Source organism: Bacillus sp. AFS073361 (assembly GCF_002567005.1).
Taxonomy (GTDB): Bacteria; Bacillota; Bacilli; order Bacillales; family Cytobacillaceae; genus Neobacillus.
On record NZ_NUZU01000015.1, the window covers coordinates 1 to 17076 of the forward strand.

Consider the following 17076-nt stretch of genomic DNA (forward strand, 5'->3'; position numbering starts at 1 on the left):
GCTTTTAAATCTTGATTCTTTACATGTTTTACTAATTCAGCGATTAGATCTGGTACGAAACAACCGAAACCTACAAGTGCACCATCGATCCCTTGAACTAGAGTTGGTAGTAGATATTCGTCATGACAAGTCAGTAGTGCAACATCCGGGGCATTCTTTTTCAACGCTCTAACATCTACTTCATATTGCGCCATGTCTCTTTGACCTACTTTTACTGCCACAACATTTGGAATTTCAGCCATTTCTAACAATTGACTTGTTGTGTAAGATGATTTTGTCCAAGTTGGGTATTGGTGGACTACAACGCCAATATTAATAGCTGCAGCAACATCTTTGAAGAACTCAACTGTTGATTCAGGTTGCATGCCAAATCGTAACCATGAGTGTGGAGGCATTAGTAGGATTCCTTCTCCCCCTGCTTTTTCTACAGCTTGAGCATGTTGGATCGCTTCGATTGTTCCTTCAGCAGATACTCCAGAAATAACAGGAATCCGACCTTGTAATTCATCAGCAGCGATTCTCACAGCTTCTGCACGATCTTCAGGAAGTAGAGTCATAATTTCACCAGTGTGACCGTTTACAACAATACCATTAACACCTTCATGGCTTGCCACCCAGCGAACTAATTTACGAAAGCCCTCTTCATCAATTGAGTAATCATCTTTAAAAGGGATAAGAACTGCTGGAAATACTCCACTCCATTTTGCTTTGTTTTTCATTTTAGCATTCCTCCGATTTTTTTATTTATTATAGTAATCGTTTACGTAAATTATCATACAACGTAAGCGTTTACTATGTCAATAATAATTTAAAATTTTTAGATAATTATACAAATTAATAGTGGAAATGGGATTAGAACAAATGAAATTGCTAGAAAACTAATAGAAAATTTGAAAAACTTATAGTAAACGTTTAAGTTTAATAAAGAGTGCCGCAACGACCCTTTATTATACCTGTTAGCTTCATAAGAATACCTGCGTTTACTTTCGGGAGCATGGCGGCAGATGTTCATACGCAGAAAATTGTGTCATACCTGGCGATCATTCAATCGAAGTTCTTTACTGGTCGGAGCGAGGTGTTACTATGTCGGGGAATTTTTGCGAATCATGCTTGCAACCGTACGAACGAAAAAGCAACAGGCAGCGCTACTGTAAGAAATGCGGAGAGTTTGCCGAGAAAGAAAATCGGCGCAACAGGGACCGTGAATATAAGGAAAGAAAACGACGGTTTAAGGACTAAAATACGTGTATTAAGCGTCCAAACAGCCTGTTTTAGCGGTTTTAAAAAGAAGGTAAAGCAATAAGCCTATGATACTACTTTTTACATCCTAAATGGTGACCTGGAGGGGTTTACGATGACAGCTAAGCTTTTTTATGAGAATCGATTTATTGTAGCGAATTGTACTTATGAGGGCGAAGAATTTCAGTATAAGTTCAGTCGGAGTTGCTCCGTTTCACATATCTGGGCGACACTCCCGAAATTAATTACCGATGAGCTAGTCATGCGGCGAATTAGGGCAAGGGTAGCTGCGTAAGTGGGCCAGGTGACACAGCCGGTCCTCCGTGGGGCCGGTCTTTTTTTCGTTACATAACATTAGGGACGCGGTTGAATATTGTCGAAAATTAGGGTAGTATAAGGTTATCGACATCCACCGCTATGAGACGTCGTACAACACAATCCTATTCGCGAAAAACAACCCACATATAATAGAAGAAACGTTGATATTAGTGCGTTTAATCGACCGCAAACAGTAACGTAAATTTACTATTGACAATCCAAATGCAATCGCATCATGCGGATGTGGGTCATCGTTTAGAACGGCTACTGCTACTGGTACTCCGGAAGAATGCTAAGGTAAATAAGAAAAAGCGTCCTTACAAAGGGACGCTTTTTCTTATTTATTGAACATCGAAGAACTGTGTATTGGCTGAATTTTTGCCTTTGGATCAATGAAGGCCTTTGCATTGTTAACCGCTGTAGGTGCTTCACCAAAGCCACAGGCAATTAATTTCACTTTTCCTTCATAGGTACAAATGTCTCCAGCTGCATAAATTCCAGGGATGTTGGTTTCCATTTTTGAATTAACGACAATCGAATTCTTTTGGATGTCTAAGCCCCATTCCTTAATTGGTCCAAGTGAAGAAACAAAACCATAGTTACAAATGACAGCATCGACATCTACTGTAACCTTCTCTTTCCCATTAACGGTTTCAAGAACAACCTGTTTGATTCCACTTACATCCCCAACTAATTCTGCAGGAACATAGGGTGTTTTCACATTTACTTTTGAATTATATAAGTTTTCTACACTATGCTCGTGGGCACGGAATTTATCTCTGCGATGGACAATTGAAACTTCCTCAGCGATCGGCTCAAGCATTAAGGCCCAGTCGACTGCAGAATCACCGCCGCCAAAAACAACTACTTTTTGACCTGCAAACTGATTTAAATCCTCAATAAAGTAGTAAAGATTTTTCCGCTCATATTGAGCAGCACTTTCGAGTTCTAAACGACGTGGTTGGAAGGCGCCATTTCCGGCTGTAATAATAATCGTTTTAGAATAATGGATTTCTTTGTTCGTTGTTAATTTAAATGTACCATCTTCTTGCTTCTCGAGCTTTTCAACAGATTGCTCTAGTGCAACCGTAGGTTGGAATTTCTTCATTTGTAATTTCAGATTATTTATTAACTCTTGTGCACGGATTTTTGGAAAACCAGCTACATCATAAATATATTTTTCCGGATAAAGCGCAGACAATTGGCCGCCTAGTTGTGGCAAGCTCTCGATAATTTTCACTGAAGTTTGTCTCATGCCTCCATAAAAAGCAGTAAATAAACCGGTAGGACCTCCGCCAATAATGGTAATGTCGTAAACTTTTTGATTTTCTTCCACTCCGTATCCCCCCAACCTGTAGTCCCTCATTATAATATATCATAAAACGAAATATTCTCACATCCTTCTGTGGGAATATTCACAACTGAGACAATTTTTAAAATACTTTTCTCAACATATATCATATTCAATTTTCTTCAAAACTTAAGATAAAAATTTATAAAAATCGCTTGATAATCGGGTGAAAGTAGCATAAGATGAATTGAGGATAGATTGTTAATTTTTTGTGACATAAATAGCACGATTTTATGTCAAGTAGTAAAATATAGCATTCTTAGCAATTACCTTGCTTGACCTATACATCTTCGGGAAATTGATTTTTTTTAACTTTATTCGTGAATTATATCACATACATTTTTTTATTATACAAAATAAAAATGGTCAAAGCAGTGGAAACTAAGAAAAAAGGGATTATCTAAAAAATAAAGGGTGGAAGTGATCACTTTGAGAAAGCCTAAAATTGTTATTCTCGGTGCTGGTTACGGTGGACTAATGACAACAGTTCGCTTACAGAAGTTAATCGGCGTGAATGAAGCGGACATTGTTTTAGTAAATAAAAATGACTATCATTATGAAACCACATGGCTGCATGAGGCGTCTGCAGGCACACTGCATCATGACCGCGTACGGTATGATATCCGTAATGTAATCGACCGCAGTAAAGTGGATTTTGTTCAAGATACTGTCGTAGAAATTAACAAAGAAGACAAGAAGGTTATTTTGGAAAAAGGGGAAGTCAACTATGACTACCTTGTTATCGCCCTTGGTGGTGAACCAGAAACATTTGGGATCAAAGGATTAAAAGAATATGCTTTTGGAATCACAAATGTAAACTCTTCTCGTCAATTGCGTGAACATATTGAATACCAATTTGCCACATACAATATGGAAGAAGAGAAAAATGACAATCGTTTGACTATTGTTGTCGGTGGCGCTGGCTTTACGGGAATTGAATTCCTTGGGGAATTAACAAATAGAATCCCTGAATTATGTCGTGAGTATGATGTGGATTCACATAAAGTGAAAATTATCTGTGTCGAGGCTGCTCCAACAGTACTCCCAGGGTTTGATCCGGAACTAGTGAATTATGCCGTGTCACAATTAGAACGAAAAGGTGTTGAATTCTTAATCGGAACAGCGATTAAGGAATGTACGGAAGAAGGCATCATTGTCGCTAAGGGTGAAGAGGAACCACGTGAAATCAAGGCAGGTACTGTAGTGTGGGCCGCAGGAATTCGCGGGAATGCTATTGTTGAAAAATCAGGCTTTGAAGCAATGAGAGGCCGGGTCAAAGTTCAGCCGGATCTTCGCGTTCCTGGTTTCGATGATGTTTTCATGATCGGTGACAGTTCATTGATGATTAATGAAGAGATCAACCGTCCATATCCACCAACTGCACAAATTGCGATGCAGCAAGGGGAAGTTTGTGCACGCAATATCGCTGCATTAGTTCGTAATAAATCTGAGTTAGAAACTTTCACGTTTGATAATAAAGGGACTGTTTGTTCCCTTGGTGAAGATGATGCAATCGGGGTTGTTTTTGGTAAAAAAATAACTGGTGCAAAGGCGTCCTTCATGAAAAAAGTCGTCGATAATCGCTCTCTTTACATGATTGGCGGCGCTGGTCTTGTATTGAAAAAAGGAAAATTTAACGTATTTTAAATAGAAAAGCGGAGCGCCTTGGCGCTACAGCTAGATTGTATAAAAATTCAATCACAGAAAAAATTTAGTAAAAGGGACAGAGAAATCTGTCCCTTTTTGATATGATTAAAATAAAGAATCGTGAAAGGGGGAGTTCGGTGAGTAGTCGTGAAAAAAGAGGCAAGGTTTGGTTGGCTGTTGCAGGGGTTGTCATGTCAAATGAGGGGAAATGGCTCGTCGTAAAAAAACGATATGGCGGCTTAAAAGGCCAATGGTCACTGCCCGCAGGCTTTGTTGAAATGGGTGAAACAGCAGATGAGGCGGTTATTAGAGAAGTATTGGAGGAAACTGGAATCCAATGCCGGGTGAAGGGACTAATTGGTCTAAGAACGGGTGTGATTAAAGGAGAAATTAGCGATAATTTGCTCCATTTTCTACTTGAACCGGTGAGTGACCAGGTGGTTAGTCATCAGGATAACGAACTTTATGAAGCGAGATTCATGGCGATCGAAGAATTATTCCATGAAAAAGATGCTTCTGTCATACTCCAATATTTAATTAGAAATGATATTACCTTCTTGAAACAAGCGATTAGTGATTTAAACCCAGGAGATCAGTTTGGATATACAGCTTATAAAATATTTTTGTAATTTTTAGAAAATTTAAGTAACGATAAGTAATTGTAAGAAAACTTGACATGTATCCGCTTTCTCGATTGAATTTGCCAGATTTTCGTCCTTTCTTTTTTAGAAAATCCTTGATATATTATCAGAAAATTAAGTTAATTATTAAGGAGATGATTTAGAAATGACAGTAAAAATCGTGGATTCAAAAGCGTGTGATTATTGTGCAGGGAAGGGCTATTTTCAATTAGTTCTAGGGGGATCGGAAACCTGCAGCTGCTGCGAAGGAACTGGCAAGAAAAAAGAATAAAGTTCATCGTATCATTGAAGTGCTTCTTCGAATTATTCGAGGAGCTTTTTTTCTTGTAAATAAAAGAAATGCATTCGTTTATATTGACTCCTTTTTCGACATTCAGTACACTAAATGTTGATGTATAAGGGGGAATCTCGGATGCAAATGAGCATTGTTGTCTTAATCATATCGATTTTACTTTTCTTTGTTTTATTTTTTGGAATTGGGTTTATTCTCAATATGCTGCTTCGTATGTCATGGGTTATGGCTGTAGTTTATCCTATTGTGGCCATTTTTATTGTAGATAAAGTGAGTTTTAGTGAATATTTTACAAATAGTAAAATGGCATTTAATGAATTGGGCCACAGGTTTACTTCATTAGCCACTGCTGATATTCTCATTTTAATAAGTGGACTAGCTGGTGCGATAGCGGCAGGTTTCACGATCAAACTTTTACGAAAAAATGGATACCAAATGTTTTAAGACTCTTACCAAGGGGAGAAGACGGACTTTTCCCCCTGGAAAGAGTCTTTTTTATGATTTGCAATCACACATGCAAAATTTCACTTGTCCTTTTTTGAATATTTTCCTTTAACTTGGGAATGAATATTTTGGGAGGAGTGAAAATTTTGATGAATAAAATGATACATTGGAGTAGGCGTTTGGCCATGGTTTGTCTCTTCTTAATGGCAGTCTTTGCGACCTTCCAATCAATCTCTGGAGTAAATGCACAAATGTTTTTAAACCAATTTGCGTCTGTTCTTGCGTCGACTGAACCTGTTTCAGGAACCCAAAGGTCCTTGGAAAATGAAATTGATTGGTCAAAATATCCAAAACAAACAGTTACTGCCACTGGATATACAGCAGGAGTAGAATCAACAGGAAAAAGTGTTGGCCATCCTGAATATGGGATAACTTACTCCGGTGTAAAAGTAAAACGTGATTTGTTTTCTACGATTGCAGCAGACCTTAATGTATTTCCCATTGGAACGATCCTCTTTATCCCTGGCTATGGATATGGCGTTGTTGCCGATAAAGGCGGGGCTATCAAAGGGAATGAGCTAGACCTTTATTATGAAACGGTTGAGGATGTTTATAATAAGTGGGGCAAAAAGAAGCTCGATATTTATGTGGTCCAAAAAGGGAATGGAAAACTAACAGAGCAAACACTTAAATCATTAAATGAAGATAAATCGATGCAAGTCTTCCGCGGGCAGTATATTAGTTCTGAGAAGAGATAGAAGCAGGCTGCTGGCCTGTTTTTTACTTTTAGGCAGTGTTAAATGTTGATTGGAGCGGAAGGAAACAGGCAACTTTACCAGAGCCTATTTTTATAATAATTAGTTGCTCGAAATAAATAGGGTAATTCGCTATAATTAAACACGAATAATTTGGAGGTGAAGTAATTTGTTTAATGTTAAAAAAGAACTAGAATTAACAACAGAGCACGAAGGTTTAGTCATTGGACTCTTTGATAAACCTGAAAAATTCACAGGAGTTTTAGCATTGCTCGATGATGCATTCAATGGCCAATTAAGAGAGCTCATAAAATCAAGTGACATTTCAGCAAAGTTTAAAAGAATCAATAAAGTACATAGTTTAGGGAAAATCGGCTCAAAACGTATTTGGTTTGTTGGCCTGGGGAAGGAAAAGGAATTTACCTTTGATAAACTAAAATCTGCTTTCGGCAGTCTCTTTAAGGAAGTGAAGGCAAATAAACTTGAAGAAGCAGCCTTTTATTTAGATTCCTTTACAACTGAACAAGTTGATGGTTTGGACGCTGCCCATGCGCTGAGCGAAGCATTTGCTCTCTCAACTTATCAATTTGAAGGATACAAGCAAAAATCGAACGAACCGGAGAGAAAGCTGGATCATCTAACGATTTATTGTGAGAGCCTTGATGAGGATGAAGTGCAGGCCTCGTTAACAGTAGGACATGTGTTTGGTAAAGGAACGAATTCGGCACGAACACTCGTTAACATCCCTGGCAATATGTTAACGGCAACAGATATGGCTAATTATGCACGGGAACTTGCACGTAAATATGCTTTTGAGGTGGAAATCCTGGATAAAGCTGAAATAGAGAAGCTTGGAATGGGAGCATTCCTTGCCGTGAATCAGGGTTCAACAGAGCCTCCTAAAATGATTGTCCTTAAATATCAAGGGAAAGATGAATGGAAAGATGTGATCGGCTTAATTGGAAAAGGCATAACCTTCGATACGGGAGGGTATTCCATTAAAACGAAATCAGGGATCGTGGGGATGAAAACTGACATGGGCGGAGCAGCAGCAGTCCTTGGTGCAATGGAAATCATCGGTGAGATTCAGCCTGAGCAAAATGTGGTCGCGGTTATTCCTTCTACGGATAATATGATTAGCGGCAAAGCCTTCAAGCCTGATGACGTGATTACATCGATGAGCGGTAAGACCATCGAGGTTTTAAATACAGATGCGGAAGGACGGCTAGTTTTAGCAGATGCGGTAACCTATGCAAAACAGCATGGTGCAGACTATCTTGTAGATGTCGCAACTTTAACAGGAGGAGTAATTACCGCACTTGGTCTCCATACGACGGGGGCCATGACTAATCATGATCCATTATATGATCAAGTATTGGGAGCTTCCCTCGAAGCAGGCGAGCAAATGTGGCAGCTGCCATTGTTTGAAACGGAGATTGAACGGGTAAGAAACAGTAAAGTTGCCGATTTAAATAATTCCCCTGGCAGTGAAGGTCATGCGTTGGTTGCTGGGGCTTTTATCGGTGAATTTGCCGAAGGAACACCATGGGTGCACTTAGATATCGCGGGGACAGCTACCACCGCAAAATCCCATGATTTAGGACCTGCCGGTGCAACCGGAGTGATGACCCGGACACTTGCCTTATTTGTAGAACGGTTTGAACCCATCGAGAAATAGTGATTTGAAAAAGTCTCCGAGACATCTTGGAGGCTTTTTTGTGCTATTGGAGCGCACCAGTGCAAACGCCGCTAACCGGGCGCTTCCGCCTTTTGTTTTTGCCCACTCAAAACCCCTTCCATTCGCATATGAAATAGTGTAGGCAAGTATAGAAGAAGGAGGTTTGCTGCATGTACCCTTATTATCGAAACCCTCATCAGGTCCAAGACCACAGATTTATTGGCTTCGGTTTGCCATTACTTGGAGGCTTTTTAGGAGGCTTATTAGGGGGTGCGTTAATTAGCCGGCCATTTTACGGATATCCAGGATTTTATCCGCCGCCCCCACCCCCATTTCCACCGCCAGGAGGCTTTCCTGGGGCTTTTTATCCCGGCTTCGGTGCCCCGTATTATTACTAAAATGAAAAAACAGCTCTTGGGCTGTTTTTTTATGTAAAAAAGGAAAATTAGTTAATAAAGCGAATAGTTTATATAGATGAAAACTGTTTACATATTGGAGGAATTAATATGATTGAAAATACATTGCTGCAATCTTTAGGAATTGAGATTACCCTAGTTGAAAAAGGAAGGGTTATAGCGACAATGCCTGTAGATGAGCGAACTCGTCAGCCATTTGGATTACTGCACGGTGGTGCATCTGTTGCTTTGGCGGAAACGGTTGCCAGTATAGGAGCATATGAATTGGCAGATAAAGAAACGGAGGGTGTTGCGGGTTTAGAGATTAATGCAAATCATGTTCGTCCGAAAACGGAAGGTGTGGTTACAGCGACTGCAACTGTCCTATATCAAGGGAGATCCACTCAAGTATGGGATATTAAAATTACCGATGAAGAAGGCCGCATGATTTGTGTATCAAGATGTACGATGGCAGTCATTAAGCTCAAAAAATAATCGCGAAAATATATGTTTATAGAAGAATGGATTATTAGGATTATTATTGATTAAAAATTTAAAAAATTAACATTAGTTTCGTGTTATAATATAAGAAAAAATAGAAAAAAAGCACAATTTTTTGTACATGTTTCTTTATATAATGTAGTAAGAGTAAACGTAAAGGTGGTGAAATTGATGCGGGCAAGGCGGCAACATTTATTTATCGATTTTGAGTTTACAATGCCTGAACGGAATGTTCGCATGAAGGATTTTTATGCGGAAATTATCGAAGTTGGAATTGTTGCAGTCGTAGATGATCAAGTAACAGAACAGTTTTCATCCTTTGTTACTCCACTTAAATTTCCAAAACTAACTGAACGCTGTAAATCCTTTTTACATATTTCTCAGCAACAGGTAGACAAGGGTTTATCTATTTTTGAACTTGTTAAAAAATTGGAGGAGTTCAACAAGAATAATTATGAAACAACCATTGTTACTTGGGGAAATATGGATATGAAGGTCCTTCGTCATAATTGTTTAAAGGCAGGGATTGCATTTCCGCTAAACGCAGTGGAGTTGGATCTTTCCATGGAATATAAACGATTCTTTGGTGATCAAAATCAAACGGGACTTTGGAAGGCAGTTCAGGAATACGGGAAAGAAGGAACGGGCAAACATCATCGTGCACTGGATGATGCGCTGACTACCTTTAATATATTCAAACTCGTTGAAAAGGATAAACGTTATTTAGAAAAACCAGAGCCAACCACGATTGGGGATCGGATTGATTTTTCAAAGTTATTAAATGAATTCGCATAAAAGGCCAAATCATTCAAACTGATTTGGCCTTTAGCGTTTTTATATGCTCTGTTAATCTGCCTGTTGATTTCCGCTCCAGGCGCTTCGCTTTCCGCGGGCGGTCCGGGGAGCCTCCTCGTCGCTGCGCGCCTGTGGGGTCTCCCCTGCCCCGTCCTCCCGCAGGAGTCTNNCACTCCAATCAACAGGGTGCAAAAATTAACATTGAGCTTTAACACAGCCTATATTTTATAATCCTTTTCAAGCGATTCCAAGGCTCTCAGGCTCATTTCAGCCCATTCTGAATTAGTTTCTGTTAATTCCTGTTTCATTTTGGCTAGCGATTCTTTTAACGACTCTCTATAATCTGGAATCTCATTCTCAAAGGGCTTTACCATTTTGAGGGGGATATTCGCCTGCTCCCGAAAGCTGAGCGCTTTTCTCTCGTGAAAAATAAGTACATCTGCATCTTTAGGGTTATGTAAATCTCCTTGCATGGGATGTTTAAGCACAGCAAGAACTCTTACTAAATAATGCTGTGGACGTACCTCTGTTATTTCTCCAATATATTTTCCAGTCTTATAAATGGCTGTAACAATCTTACCAATTTGTAATTCCGACAAAAAAAACACCCCTTCCACTTTTCTCTTTTATTTTAATATGAATCATAGTAAATTTAAAACAATGTGTGAAATAATTTTATTTCGGTTAAAGTCAAAAAATTGGAGGAATGATATATGAGGAAGAATCTGCATTTCTTATTAACATTATTTACAATTGTTCTAGTTTTGGCTGCTTGTGGGACAAGCACAAAGAAAGAAGAAGCAACCACCAAAAAGACCGCGCCAAAAACGGAACAGAAGGAAGGGGACCAAACTGTGTCAAATGCCGTCTATCCTCAGCTTTCAACAGAGGTGCTTGATAATGAACAACTCGTTGAAATGGAGACGTCAATGGGAAATATAAAAATTAAATTGTTTCCTAAGTATGCTCCGAAAGCAGTTGAAAACTTTGTAAAACATGGTAAAGAAGGTTACTATGATGGACTTATTTTTCATAGGGTTATTAAAGATTTCATGATCCAAGGCGGTGATCCGAATGGAAACGGTACTGGCGGGGAGAGTATTTACGGACAGCCTTTTGAAGATGAATTCTCGAAAAATCTTTATAATCTCCGCGGTGCTTTATCCATGGCTAATTCAGGCAGCAACACAAACGGAAGTCAGTTCTTTATTGTGCAAAGCTCGTCACTGGATTCTGCCATGAAGGACCAAATGGAAAAAGCAGGCTATCCGAAAGAGATTATTGAAGCCTATGATAAAAACGGTGGTACACCGTGGCTTGATCATCGTCATACGGTTTTTGGCCAAGTAGTTGAAGGAATGGATATCGTGGATAAAATTGCTAACACGCCTGTTGGTGCTCAAGATAAACCTGAGAAAGATGTGATCATTAAGAAAATCAAGGTGTTAGCAGAGTAACGATGAACCGTAGATTATGAAGGTGGTATGAAATGTTTTTTGTTGCTATAATGAATTATTAGAGCGGTTCCTTTAGAGAAAGGGAGAAGAAAAATGTTTCATCCATCGGTACTTTCATTGTTTTTATACTTTCCGGAAGATAAATCGGAATATATACCTGCTGCAATCACTTTTGCGATTTTCTTAATTGGAGCCTTACTAACGATGCGCGTCATCATTTTAGTCTCCAAACGCGAGGCTAAAAAGGCAAAAGAATTAGAAAAACAATTGCAAAATCAAGAGCACACTCCAAGGAACAGTTAACCCAATACTGTTCCTTTTTGTTTGGATAAAGGATCGGGGGATTGCTCATACTAAATGCAAATTGTCTAGTGTGGGGGTATACATATGAAGAAAAGCTGGATGATCATTCCACTGCTCATTCTAACAGGATGTACAGAAGAGAATATCAGAAAGATTGATGTGGAGATGTATAATGCGGTAGGGGATTCCCTTGGCAAAATAAAGGTAGCTGAGCAGGCCAAAGGCGTAAAATTATCAGTAGATTTAAATGGCCTTCAAGCCGGAGATCATGCGATTCATATCCATGACAAGGGAAAATGTAAAGCTCCAGACTTTAAATCAGCAGGAAACCATTTTAATCCCGATAATAAGGAACATGGGCTTCTTCATCCCAAAGGTGCACATGCAGGCGATCTGCCTAATTTAATGGTTGGTGATGATGGGTCTGTAAAAGTAGATTTAACGGCACCCAATGTCACTTTGAAAGATGGAAAGACATCGTTGTTTACAAAAGACGGGACCACAATCGTCATTGATGAAGGGAAAGATGATGGTATGACACCGCCTTCAGGAGATTCTGGAAAACGGATTGCCTGTGGTGAAATAACAAAAGATAAAAAAGCGAACAAATAAAACGGCTAGAATGAGAATATTATTTTTTGGCAGGCTATCAGTTAAGTGTGATAGCCTTTAACATTGAATTTTTTCTTGTAAATAGGTAGAAATCTACAGCTTTTCCTAAAGGTGGACATACACTAGCATGGAGACGATTTAGGAGGCGATAAGTTTGGGAAAAAGACAATTCTTTGGCGGATTTCCAGGACAATCTGGTTACCCGCAAATGGGCTATCCGCAAATGGGTGGGTATCATCAAATGGGAGGCTTCCCGCAAATGGGAGGATATCATCAAATGGGTTATCCACAAATGGGAGGATTCCCACATATGATGGGAGGTCAGCAATCAGGATTTCCTCAAGGCATGGGCGGTTTTCCGCAAATGATGGGAGGCCATCAGTCAGGTTTTCCTCAAAGCATGGGAGGTTTTCCTCAAATGATGGGAGGCCAGCAATCAGGAACTCCTCAAAGCATGGGCGGGTTCCCTCAAATGATGGGAGGCCAACAGCAAACTGGTTTTCCTCAAATGATGGGCACTTCCCAGCAAGGTGGACAAAACCTACCAACGATGCCTACTTCTTTTGGACAGCGTAAAAATAAGAAGTAGTTAAGTCACAGATGAGTTAGAAAAAACTGTTCCTCACTTAAAGGAGGAGCAGTTTTTTGTTTGCTTGATTTATTTTCCTTTTTTTTAGACAATGAGTTCATAATTATATATTGGAGTGACCATAAATATGGAGAACAAACTGTATTATCAAGATCCATACATACGAACTTTCAATGCGAAAGTGGTAAAACAAGAACAAGACTCAACAGGCAGCTGGTATATTGTATTAAATCAAACGGCCTTTTATCCAACCGGCGGCGGGCAGCCGCACGACCTTGGAACACTTGCTAATAAAGCGGTAAAAAACGTGGAAGAAATCGATGGAGAAATTCGGCATTACATTGATGTGCCATTCGATGATATTGGAAAGGAAGTCATAGGGACCATCGATTGGGAAAGACGCTTGGATCATATGCAGCAACACGCCGGGCAGCATCTATTATCTGCGGCGTTTGATCACTTATTTGGATATAAAACAATTGGATTTCATTTAGGGGCAGAAATACTTACCATCGATTTAGAGACGGATCATCTTAGCCAGCAACAAGTACAAGAAGCTGAGGCGCTAGCAAATCAGGTTATCCTTGAAAACAGACCAATTGAGACGAAATGGGTTACAGAAGAAGAATTGTCTCAATATAATCTGCGAAAAGAGACAAAAGTGAAAGAGGATATTCGCCTGGTTATTATTCCTGATTTTGATGATAACGGGTGCGGGGGGACACATCCAAGAGCTACTGGTGAGGTTCGAGCGGTAAAAGTATTGGATTGGGAACGACAAAAGAAGAAGGTACGGGTCCAATTTGTTGGTGGGAACCGAGTAGTTACACTGCTTGGACAAAAACAAAGGGTACTCCTGGAATTAACAAAAATCCTCAATGCCCCTGAAAAGGAAATGGAACAAGCTGTCCTTCGTCTCCTTGAAACGAACAAAACATTAGAGAAAGACCTTGAACAAACTCAGGAAAGTCTCCTTCATTTTGAGGCAAAGGACTTACTTGAAAAAAGAAGTCATCGTGAGAAGCCCCTCGTCAGTGAGGTGTTTCAAAATCGCTCCATTCAAGAATTGCAGAATTTAGCACGAATCATAATTACTGAAGAAGAAACGGCTATTGTTTACTTTGTATCGGAAAATGATAAGCGATTGCAAGTAGTTTGTGCACGTGGACAAGCTGAAACGGTAAGTATGAAGCAAGTAATCGCTAGTGCCCTTCCGCATATTAACGGAAAAGGCGGAGGAAATGATTCATTTGCCCAGGGTGGCGGTGAGGCATTAGTGTCTGGAGAGCAAATGCTACAGCATCTATTGGAAATAGTTAGATAACTTGTGTGGTGCACCAATCTTTTACACTCCATTTTTTAAGAAGTATACTGGAGACCATGAGGAAATAAAATAGTGCTTTTTTAAGCCGAAATTTGGGAGTTAAAAATAATGAGAAAAGAACTGCAAACAAATTTACAATATGTAGATCTATTAAATGAGTGGAATCCCTTCAACTTAACTAATGGAGGATATGACACAGAAATCGCTGATACGATTCAGGCTATCTATGAATTAGATGATTGTGATGAGTTGGCCAAAAGAATACAAAGCATTTATGATTTTTCCTTTGAAAGAATAATTCCCTTGGAAAAGTGCTTGAAAATAGCTAAAGAATTATTAGTCATTAAAGCAAATGATGCTTGTTCCATTTAAAACTTCATGGCAAAAAAAAAGGACATCCCATGATGGATGTCCACTTCAAAAAGGGGGAATACTAGAAAGCCTTATGATATAAGGGTTTCCAGTATTTCCTTTTTTTATACAGCAGTATAGAAAAACTTTGTTATTATTCATATTATTGTTCAAGCAATTCTGTGGCAGGAAGATCTAATACAGTTGATAACTTTAATAAGGTTTGGGTGCTAGGAATTTGTTCTCCAGATTCGTATTTCTCAATTGTGTGAATTCCAACTCTTACTTTTTGTGCCAGCTCTTCCTGAGACATATGGAGCATTTCACGGGCATTTTTAATGGTTTGGCCGATGGTATTCAAACTGGTTCACCTTCCCTTTAAAATAGATTTCCTCACTATTAGTTTATCACGTTTAGTAACTATTTCTTTCCCTTTCCTTGAATATTATGTTAAGAAATTTCGACAATCCCACTAAGGTAAGCATTATTTGCAGTTTATTTTTTAATCTTTTTTGATTTAAAGCGTTCTTTGTGGTATAATATTATAATGCGTATATAAGGGATAAAATAATTAATTACTTAGGAGTGTTTTCATGTCAGAAAAGATCGAAACTGGAAGTATTTTAACAGGTAAAGTAACTGGAATTCAACCATATGGAGCGTTTGTTGCGCTTGACGATAATACTCAAGGCCTTGTCCATATTTCTGAAATTACCCATGGTTATGTGAAAGATATTAATGACCACCTTAAAGTTGGGGACGAAATTAAGGTGAAAGTATTATCAGTGGATGAAGGCGCAGGTAAAATTGGACTTTCGATTCGTGCAACGGAAGAAGCTCCTGTTCAACAGGCTGCTCCGAAGGCAAAGAAACCTCGTAAACGTCCAGTTGCTGCGATTATTCCAGAAGTTGATGGCCAACAAGGTTTTAACACATTAAAAGATAAACTACAAGAGTGGATTGACCAGTCACAACGTGAAGATTTAATAAAAAAATAAATTCATGTAAAGCCTAGACCCAATGCTATATTAGCATGGTGCTAGGCTTTTTTTTTACATAAAAAGAGCTTTTTCATGGATAAAATTATATTGGGGTGTTCATTCTTTTTTCATGCTCGGCTACAATAGTACTATATGTACATAATATTAGAATGAAACAATGAAACGGGGGGTTATTTATGAAAGCAAATGTAAATACGAATGAATTAATTGCTAAAACAGAGAAATATGGAGCCAACAACTATCATCCGCTCCCAATTGTCATTACTAGGGCAGAAGGTGTTTGGGTAGAGGACCCAGAAGGCAATAAATATATGGATATGCTTAGTGCTTATTCGGCTGTGAACCAAGGACATCGTCACCCAAAAATTATTCAAGCGTTAAAGGACCAGGCTGATAAAGTTACATTAACTTCCCGTGCATTTCACAATGACCAACTTGGTCCGTGGTATGAAAAGGTTTGTCAATTAACGAAAAAAGAGATGGTGCTGCCCATGAATACCGGGGCGGAAGCAGTGGAAACAGCTGTGAAAACGGCACGACGCTGGAGCTATGATATAAAAGGTGTGGCCGAGAACCAAGCGGAGATTATTGCTTGTATAGGGAATTTCCACGGCAGAACAATGACGGCAGTTTCCCTTTCATCCGACGACGAGTATAAACGCGGGTTTGGGCCCATGCTCCCGGGGATCAAGCTAATCCCTTACGGTGACTTAGAGGCATTAAAGGCTGCGATTACGCCTAATACAGCGGCATTTTTAATTGAACCGATTCAGGGAGAGGCTGGGATTGTCATTCCACCTGAAGGCTTTATGAAGGCCGCCTATGATCTTTGTAAAGAAAACAATATTTTGTTTATTGCGGATGAAATTCAAGCTGGTTTGGCCCGGACAGGTAAAATGTTTGCTTGTGAGTGGGAAGGAATCGAACCTGATATGTATATTCTAGGTAAAGCATTGGGCGGCGGTGTCTTTCCAATTTCATGTGTTGTCGCTGACAAAGATATTTTAGGTGTCTTTAATCCGGGATCACACGGTTCTACCTTCGGGGGAAATCCAATGGCATGTGCAGTTTCCATAGCGGCCCTTGATGTGCTGGTAGATGAAAAACTAGCAGAAAAATCGTTAGAACTTGGCGAGTATTTTATTAATAAATTAAAAGAAATTAAAAATCCAATCATAAAAGAAATTCGCGGACGTGGATTATTTATCGGAGTTGAATTATCTCAGCCGGCTCGCAAATATTGTGAGCAATTAAAAGAGCAAGGACTATTGTGTAAGGAAACCCATGACACGGTGATTCGCTTTGCGCCGCCGCTGATTATTACTAAAGATGAACTGAACTGGGCCTTGGAGAGGATTAAAAACGTACTTGGATAAAAGGGAT

General features: G+C 39.3%; 22 protein-coding genes and 2 pseudogenes. 20 read left to right on the top strand and 4 right to left on the bottom strand.

Annotated elements, in window-relative coordinates; all coding sequences use genetic code 11:
• Positions 1-719: dihydrodipicolinate synthase family protein (locus tag COJ96_RS09795; RefSeq protein ID WP_142332978.1), on the bottom strand; the 719-nt coding region annotated here is incomplete at its 3' end.
• Positions 720-994: 275 nt separating this feature from the next.
• On the opposite strand from COJ96_RS09795, the gene COJ96_RS09800 reads away from it, so the two are divergent.
• From COJ96_RS09800 to COJ96_RS09810, 3 genes and pseudogenes are all read left to right on the top strand, one after another.
• On the top strand, positions 995-1303 hold the full coding sequence (locus tag COJ96_RS09800) for a hypothetical protein (RefSeq protein WP_098572763.1): 309 nt from the start codon (positions 995-997) through the stop codon (positions 1301-1303).
• Between the two features lie 51 nt (positions 1304-1354).
• Positions 1355-1534, top strand: a complete 180-nt coding sequence (locus COJ96_RS09805) for a hypothetical protein (RefSeq protein ID WP_098572764.1) — start codon at positions 1355-1357, stop codon at positions 1532-1534.
• A gap of 226 nt (positions 1535-1760) precedes the next feature.
• Positions 1761-1853 (top strand): annotated as a pseudogene (locus tag COJ96_RS09810) (iron-sulfur cluster assembly accessory protein); the annotation flags it as partial.
• Between the two features lie 41 nt (positions 1854-1894).
• On the opposite strand, the gene COJ96_RS09815 reads toward COJ96_RS09810, so the two are convergent.
• The gene (locus tag COJ96_RS09815) at positions 1895-2893 is read right to left on the bottom strand and encodes an NAD(P)/FAD-dependent oxidoreductase (protein ID WP_098572765.1); all 999 of its coding nucleotides are present in this window, start codon (positions 2891-2893) and stop codon (positions 1895-1897) included.
• A gap of 444 nt (positions 2894-3337) precedes the next feature.
• Here COJ96_RS09815 and COJ96_RS09820 point away from each other — a divergent pair, with 444 nt between their 5' ends.
• The 9 genes from COJ96_RS09820 to kapD all read left to right on the top strand — a co-directional run bounded on the left by COJ96_RS09820 (position 3338) and on the right by kapD (position 10056).
• Positions 3338-4555 carry an NAD(P)/FAD-dependent oxidoreductase gene (locus COJ96_RS09820; protein ID WP_098572766.1) on the top strand — a complete coding sequence of 406 codons (1218 nt, stop codon included), beginning with the start codon at positions 3338-3340 and terminating at the stop codon, positions 4553-4555.
• A gap of 101 nt (positions 4556-4656) precedes the next feature.
• A complete protein-coding gene (locus tag COJ96_RS09825; RefSeq protein ID WP_098572767.1) occupies positions 4657-5184 on the top strand; it encodes an NUDIX domain-containing protein in 528 nt (175 codons plus the stop codon).
• 157 nt (positions 5185-5341) lie between these two features.
• Entirely contained in the window at positions 5342-5467 is a 126-nt protein-coding gene (locus COJ96_RS28540; RefSeq protein WP_180230041.1) for a YuiA family protein, read from the top strand.
• A gap of 141 nt (positions 5468-5608) precedes the next feature.
• A complete protein-coding gene (locus COJ96_RS09830; RefSeq protein ID WP_098572768.1) occupies positions 5609-5932 on the top strand; it encodes a YuiB family protein in 324 nt (107 codons plus the stop codon).
• 149 nt (positions 5933-6081) lie between these two features.
• Positions 6082-6690 (top strand): 3D domain-containing protein, encoded by a 609-nt coding sequence (locus COJ96_RS09835; RefSeq protein ID WP_098572769.1) that lies wholly within the window; start codon positions 6082-6084, stop codon positions 6688-6690.
• 166 nt (positions 6691-6856) lie between these two features.
• On the top strand, positions 6857-8365 hold the full coding sequence (locus tag COJ96_RS09840; protein WP_098572770.1) for a leucyl aminopeptidase: 1509 nt from the start codon (positions 6857-6859) through the stop codon (positions 8363-8365).
• A gap of 170 nt (positions 8366-8535) precedes the next feature.
• Positions 8536-8763 carry a hypothetical protein gene (locus tag COJ96_RS09845; RefSeq protein WP_098572771.1) on the top strand — a complete coding sequence of 76 codons (228 nt, stop codon included), beginning with the start codon at positions 8536-8538 and terminating at the stop codon, positions 8761-8763.
• 108 nt (positions 8764-8871) lie between these two features.
• On the top strand, positions 8872-9255 hold the full coding sequence (locus COJ96_RS09850) for a hotdog fold thioesterase (RefSeq protein WP_098572772.1): 384 nt from the start codon (positions 8872-8874) through the stop codon (positions 9253-9255).
• A 177-nt stretch (positions 9256-9432) separates the two neighbouring features.
• Positions 9433-10056 carry a 3'-5' exonuclease KapD gene (kapD, locus tag COJ96_RS09855; RefSeq protein ID WP_098572773.1) on the top strand — a complete coding sequence of 208 codons (624 nt, stop codon included), beginning with the start codon at positions 9433-9435 and terminating at the stop codon, positions 10054-10056.
• Between the two features lie 218 nt (positions 10057-10274).
• Here the strand turns inward: kapD and kapB are convergent, their stop codons facing one another.
• Complete coding sequence (kapB, locus tag COJ96_RS09860; RefSeq protein WP_098572774.1) at positions 10275-10655, bottom strand: kinase-associated lipoprotein KapB; 381 nt, start codon at positions 10653-10655, stop codon at positions 10275-10277.
• 114 nt (positions 10656-10769) lie between these two features.
• On the opposite strand from kapB, the gene COJ96_RS09865 reads away from it, so the two are divergent.
• From COJ96_RS09865 to COJ96_RS09890, 6 genes are all read left to right on the top strand, one after another.
• The gene (locus tag COJ96_RS09865) at positions 10770-11513 is read left to right on the top strand and encodes a peptidylprolyl isomerase (RefSeq protein WP_098572775.1); all 744 of its coding nucleotides are present in this window, start codon (positions 10770-10772) and stop codon (positions 11511-11513) included.
• Between the two features lie 93 nt (positions 11514-11606).
• The gene (locus tag COJ96_RS09870; protein WP_098572776.1) at positions 11607-11816 is read left to right on the top strand and encodes a hypothetical protein; all 210 of its coding nucleotides are present in this window, start codon (positions 11607-11609) and stop codon (positions 11814-11816) included.
• An 84-nt stretch (positions 11817-11900) separates the two neighbouring features.
• Positions 11901-12428: a superoxide dismutase family protein gene (locus COJ96_RS09875; RefSeq protein ID WP_098572777.1), complete on the top strand. Its 528-nt coding sequence runs from the start codon at positions 11901-11903 to the stop codon at positions 12426-12428.
• A gap of 154 nt (positions 12429-12582) precedes the next feature.
• Positions 12583-13017: a hypothetical protein gene (locus tag COJ96_RS09880; RefSeq protein WP_098572778.1), complete on the top strand. Its 435-nt coding sequence runs from the start codon at positions 12583-12585 to the stop codon at positions 13015-13017.
• A 127-nt stretch (positions 13018-13144) separates the two neighbouring features.
• The gene (locus tag COJ96_RS09885) at positions 13145-14341 is read left to right on the top strand and encodes an alanyl-tRNA editing protein (protein ID WP_098572779.1); all 1197 of its coding nucleotides are present in this window, start codon (positions 13145-13147) and stop codon (positions 14339-14341) included.
• Positions 14342-14449: 108 nt separating this feature from the next.
• A complete protein-coding gene (locus tag COJ96_RS09890; protein WP_098572780.1) occupies positions 14450-14713 on the top strand; it encodes a DUF1871 family protein in 264 nt (87 codons plus the stop codon).
• A 145-nt stretch (positions 14714-14858) separates the two neighbouring features.
• On the opposite strand, the pseudogene COJ96_RS09895 reads toward COJ96_RS09890, so the two are convergent.
• Positions 14859-15053: pseudogene (locus COJ96_RS09895) on the bottom strand (helix-turn-helix domain-containing protein); the annotation flags it as partial.
• 232 nt (positions 15054-15285) lie between these two features.
• Between COJ96_RS09895 and yugI the strand changes: the two are divergent.
• Both yugI and COJ96_RS09905 read left to right on the top strand, forming a co-directional pair.
• Complete coding sequence (gene yugI / locus COJ96_RS09900; RefSeq protein ID WP_098572782.1) at positions 15286-15690, top strand: S1 domain-containing post-transcriptional regulator GSP13; 405 nt, start codon at positions 15286-15288, stop codon at positions 15688-15690.
• Between the two features lie 179 nt (positions 15691-15869).
• Entirely contained in the window at positions 15870-17069 is a 1200-nt protein-coding gene (locus COJ96_RS09905; protein WP_098572783.1) for an ornithine--oxo-acid transaminase, read from the top strand.
• Positions 17070-17076: the final 7 nt, after the last annotated feature.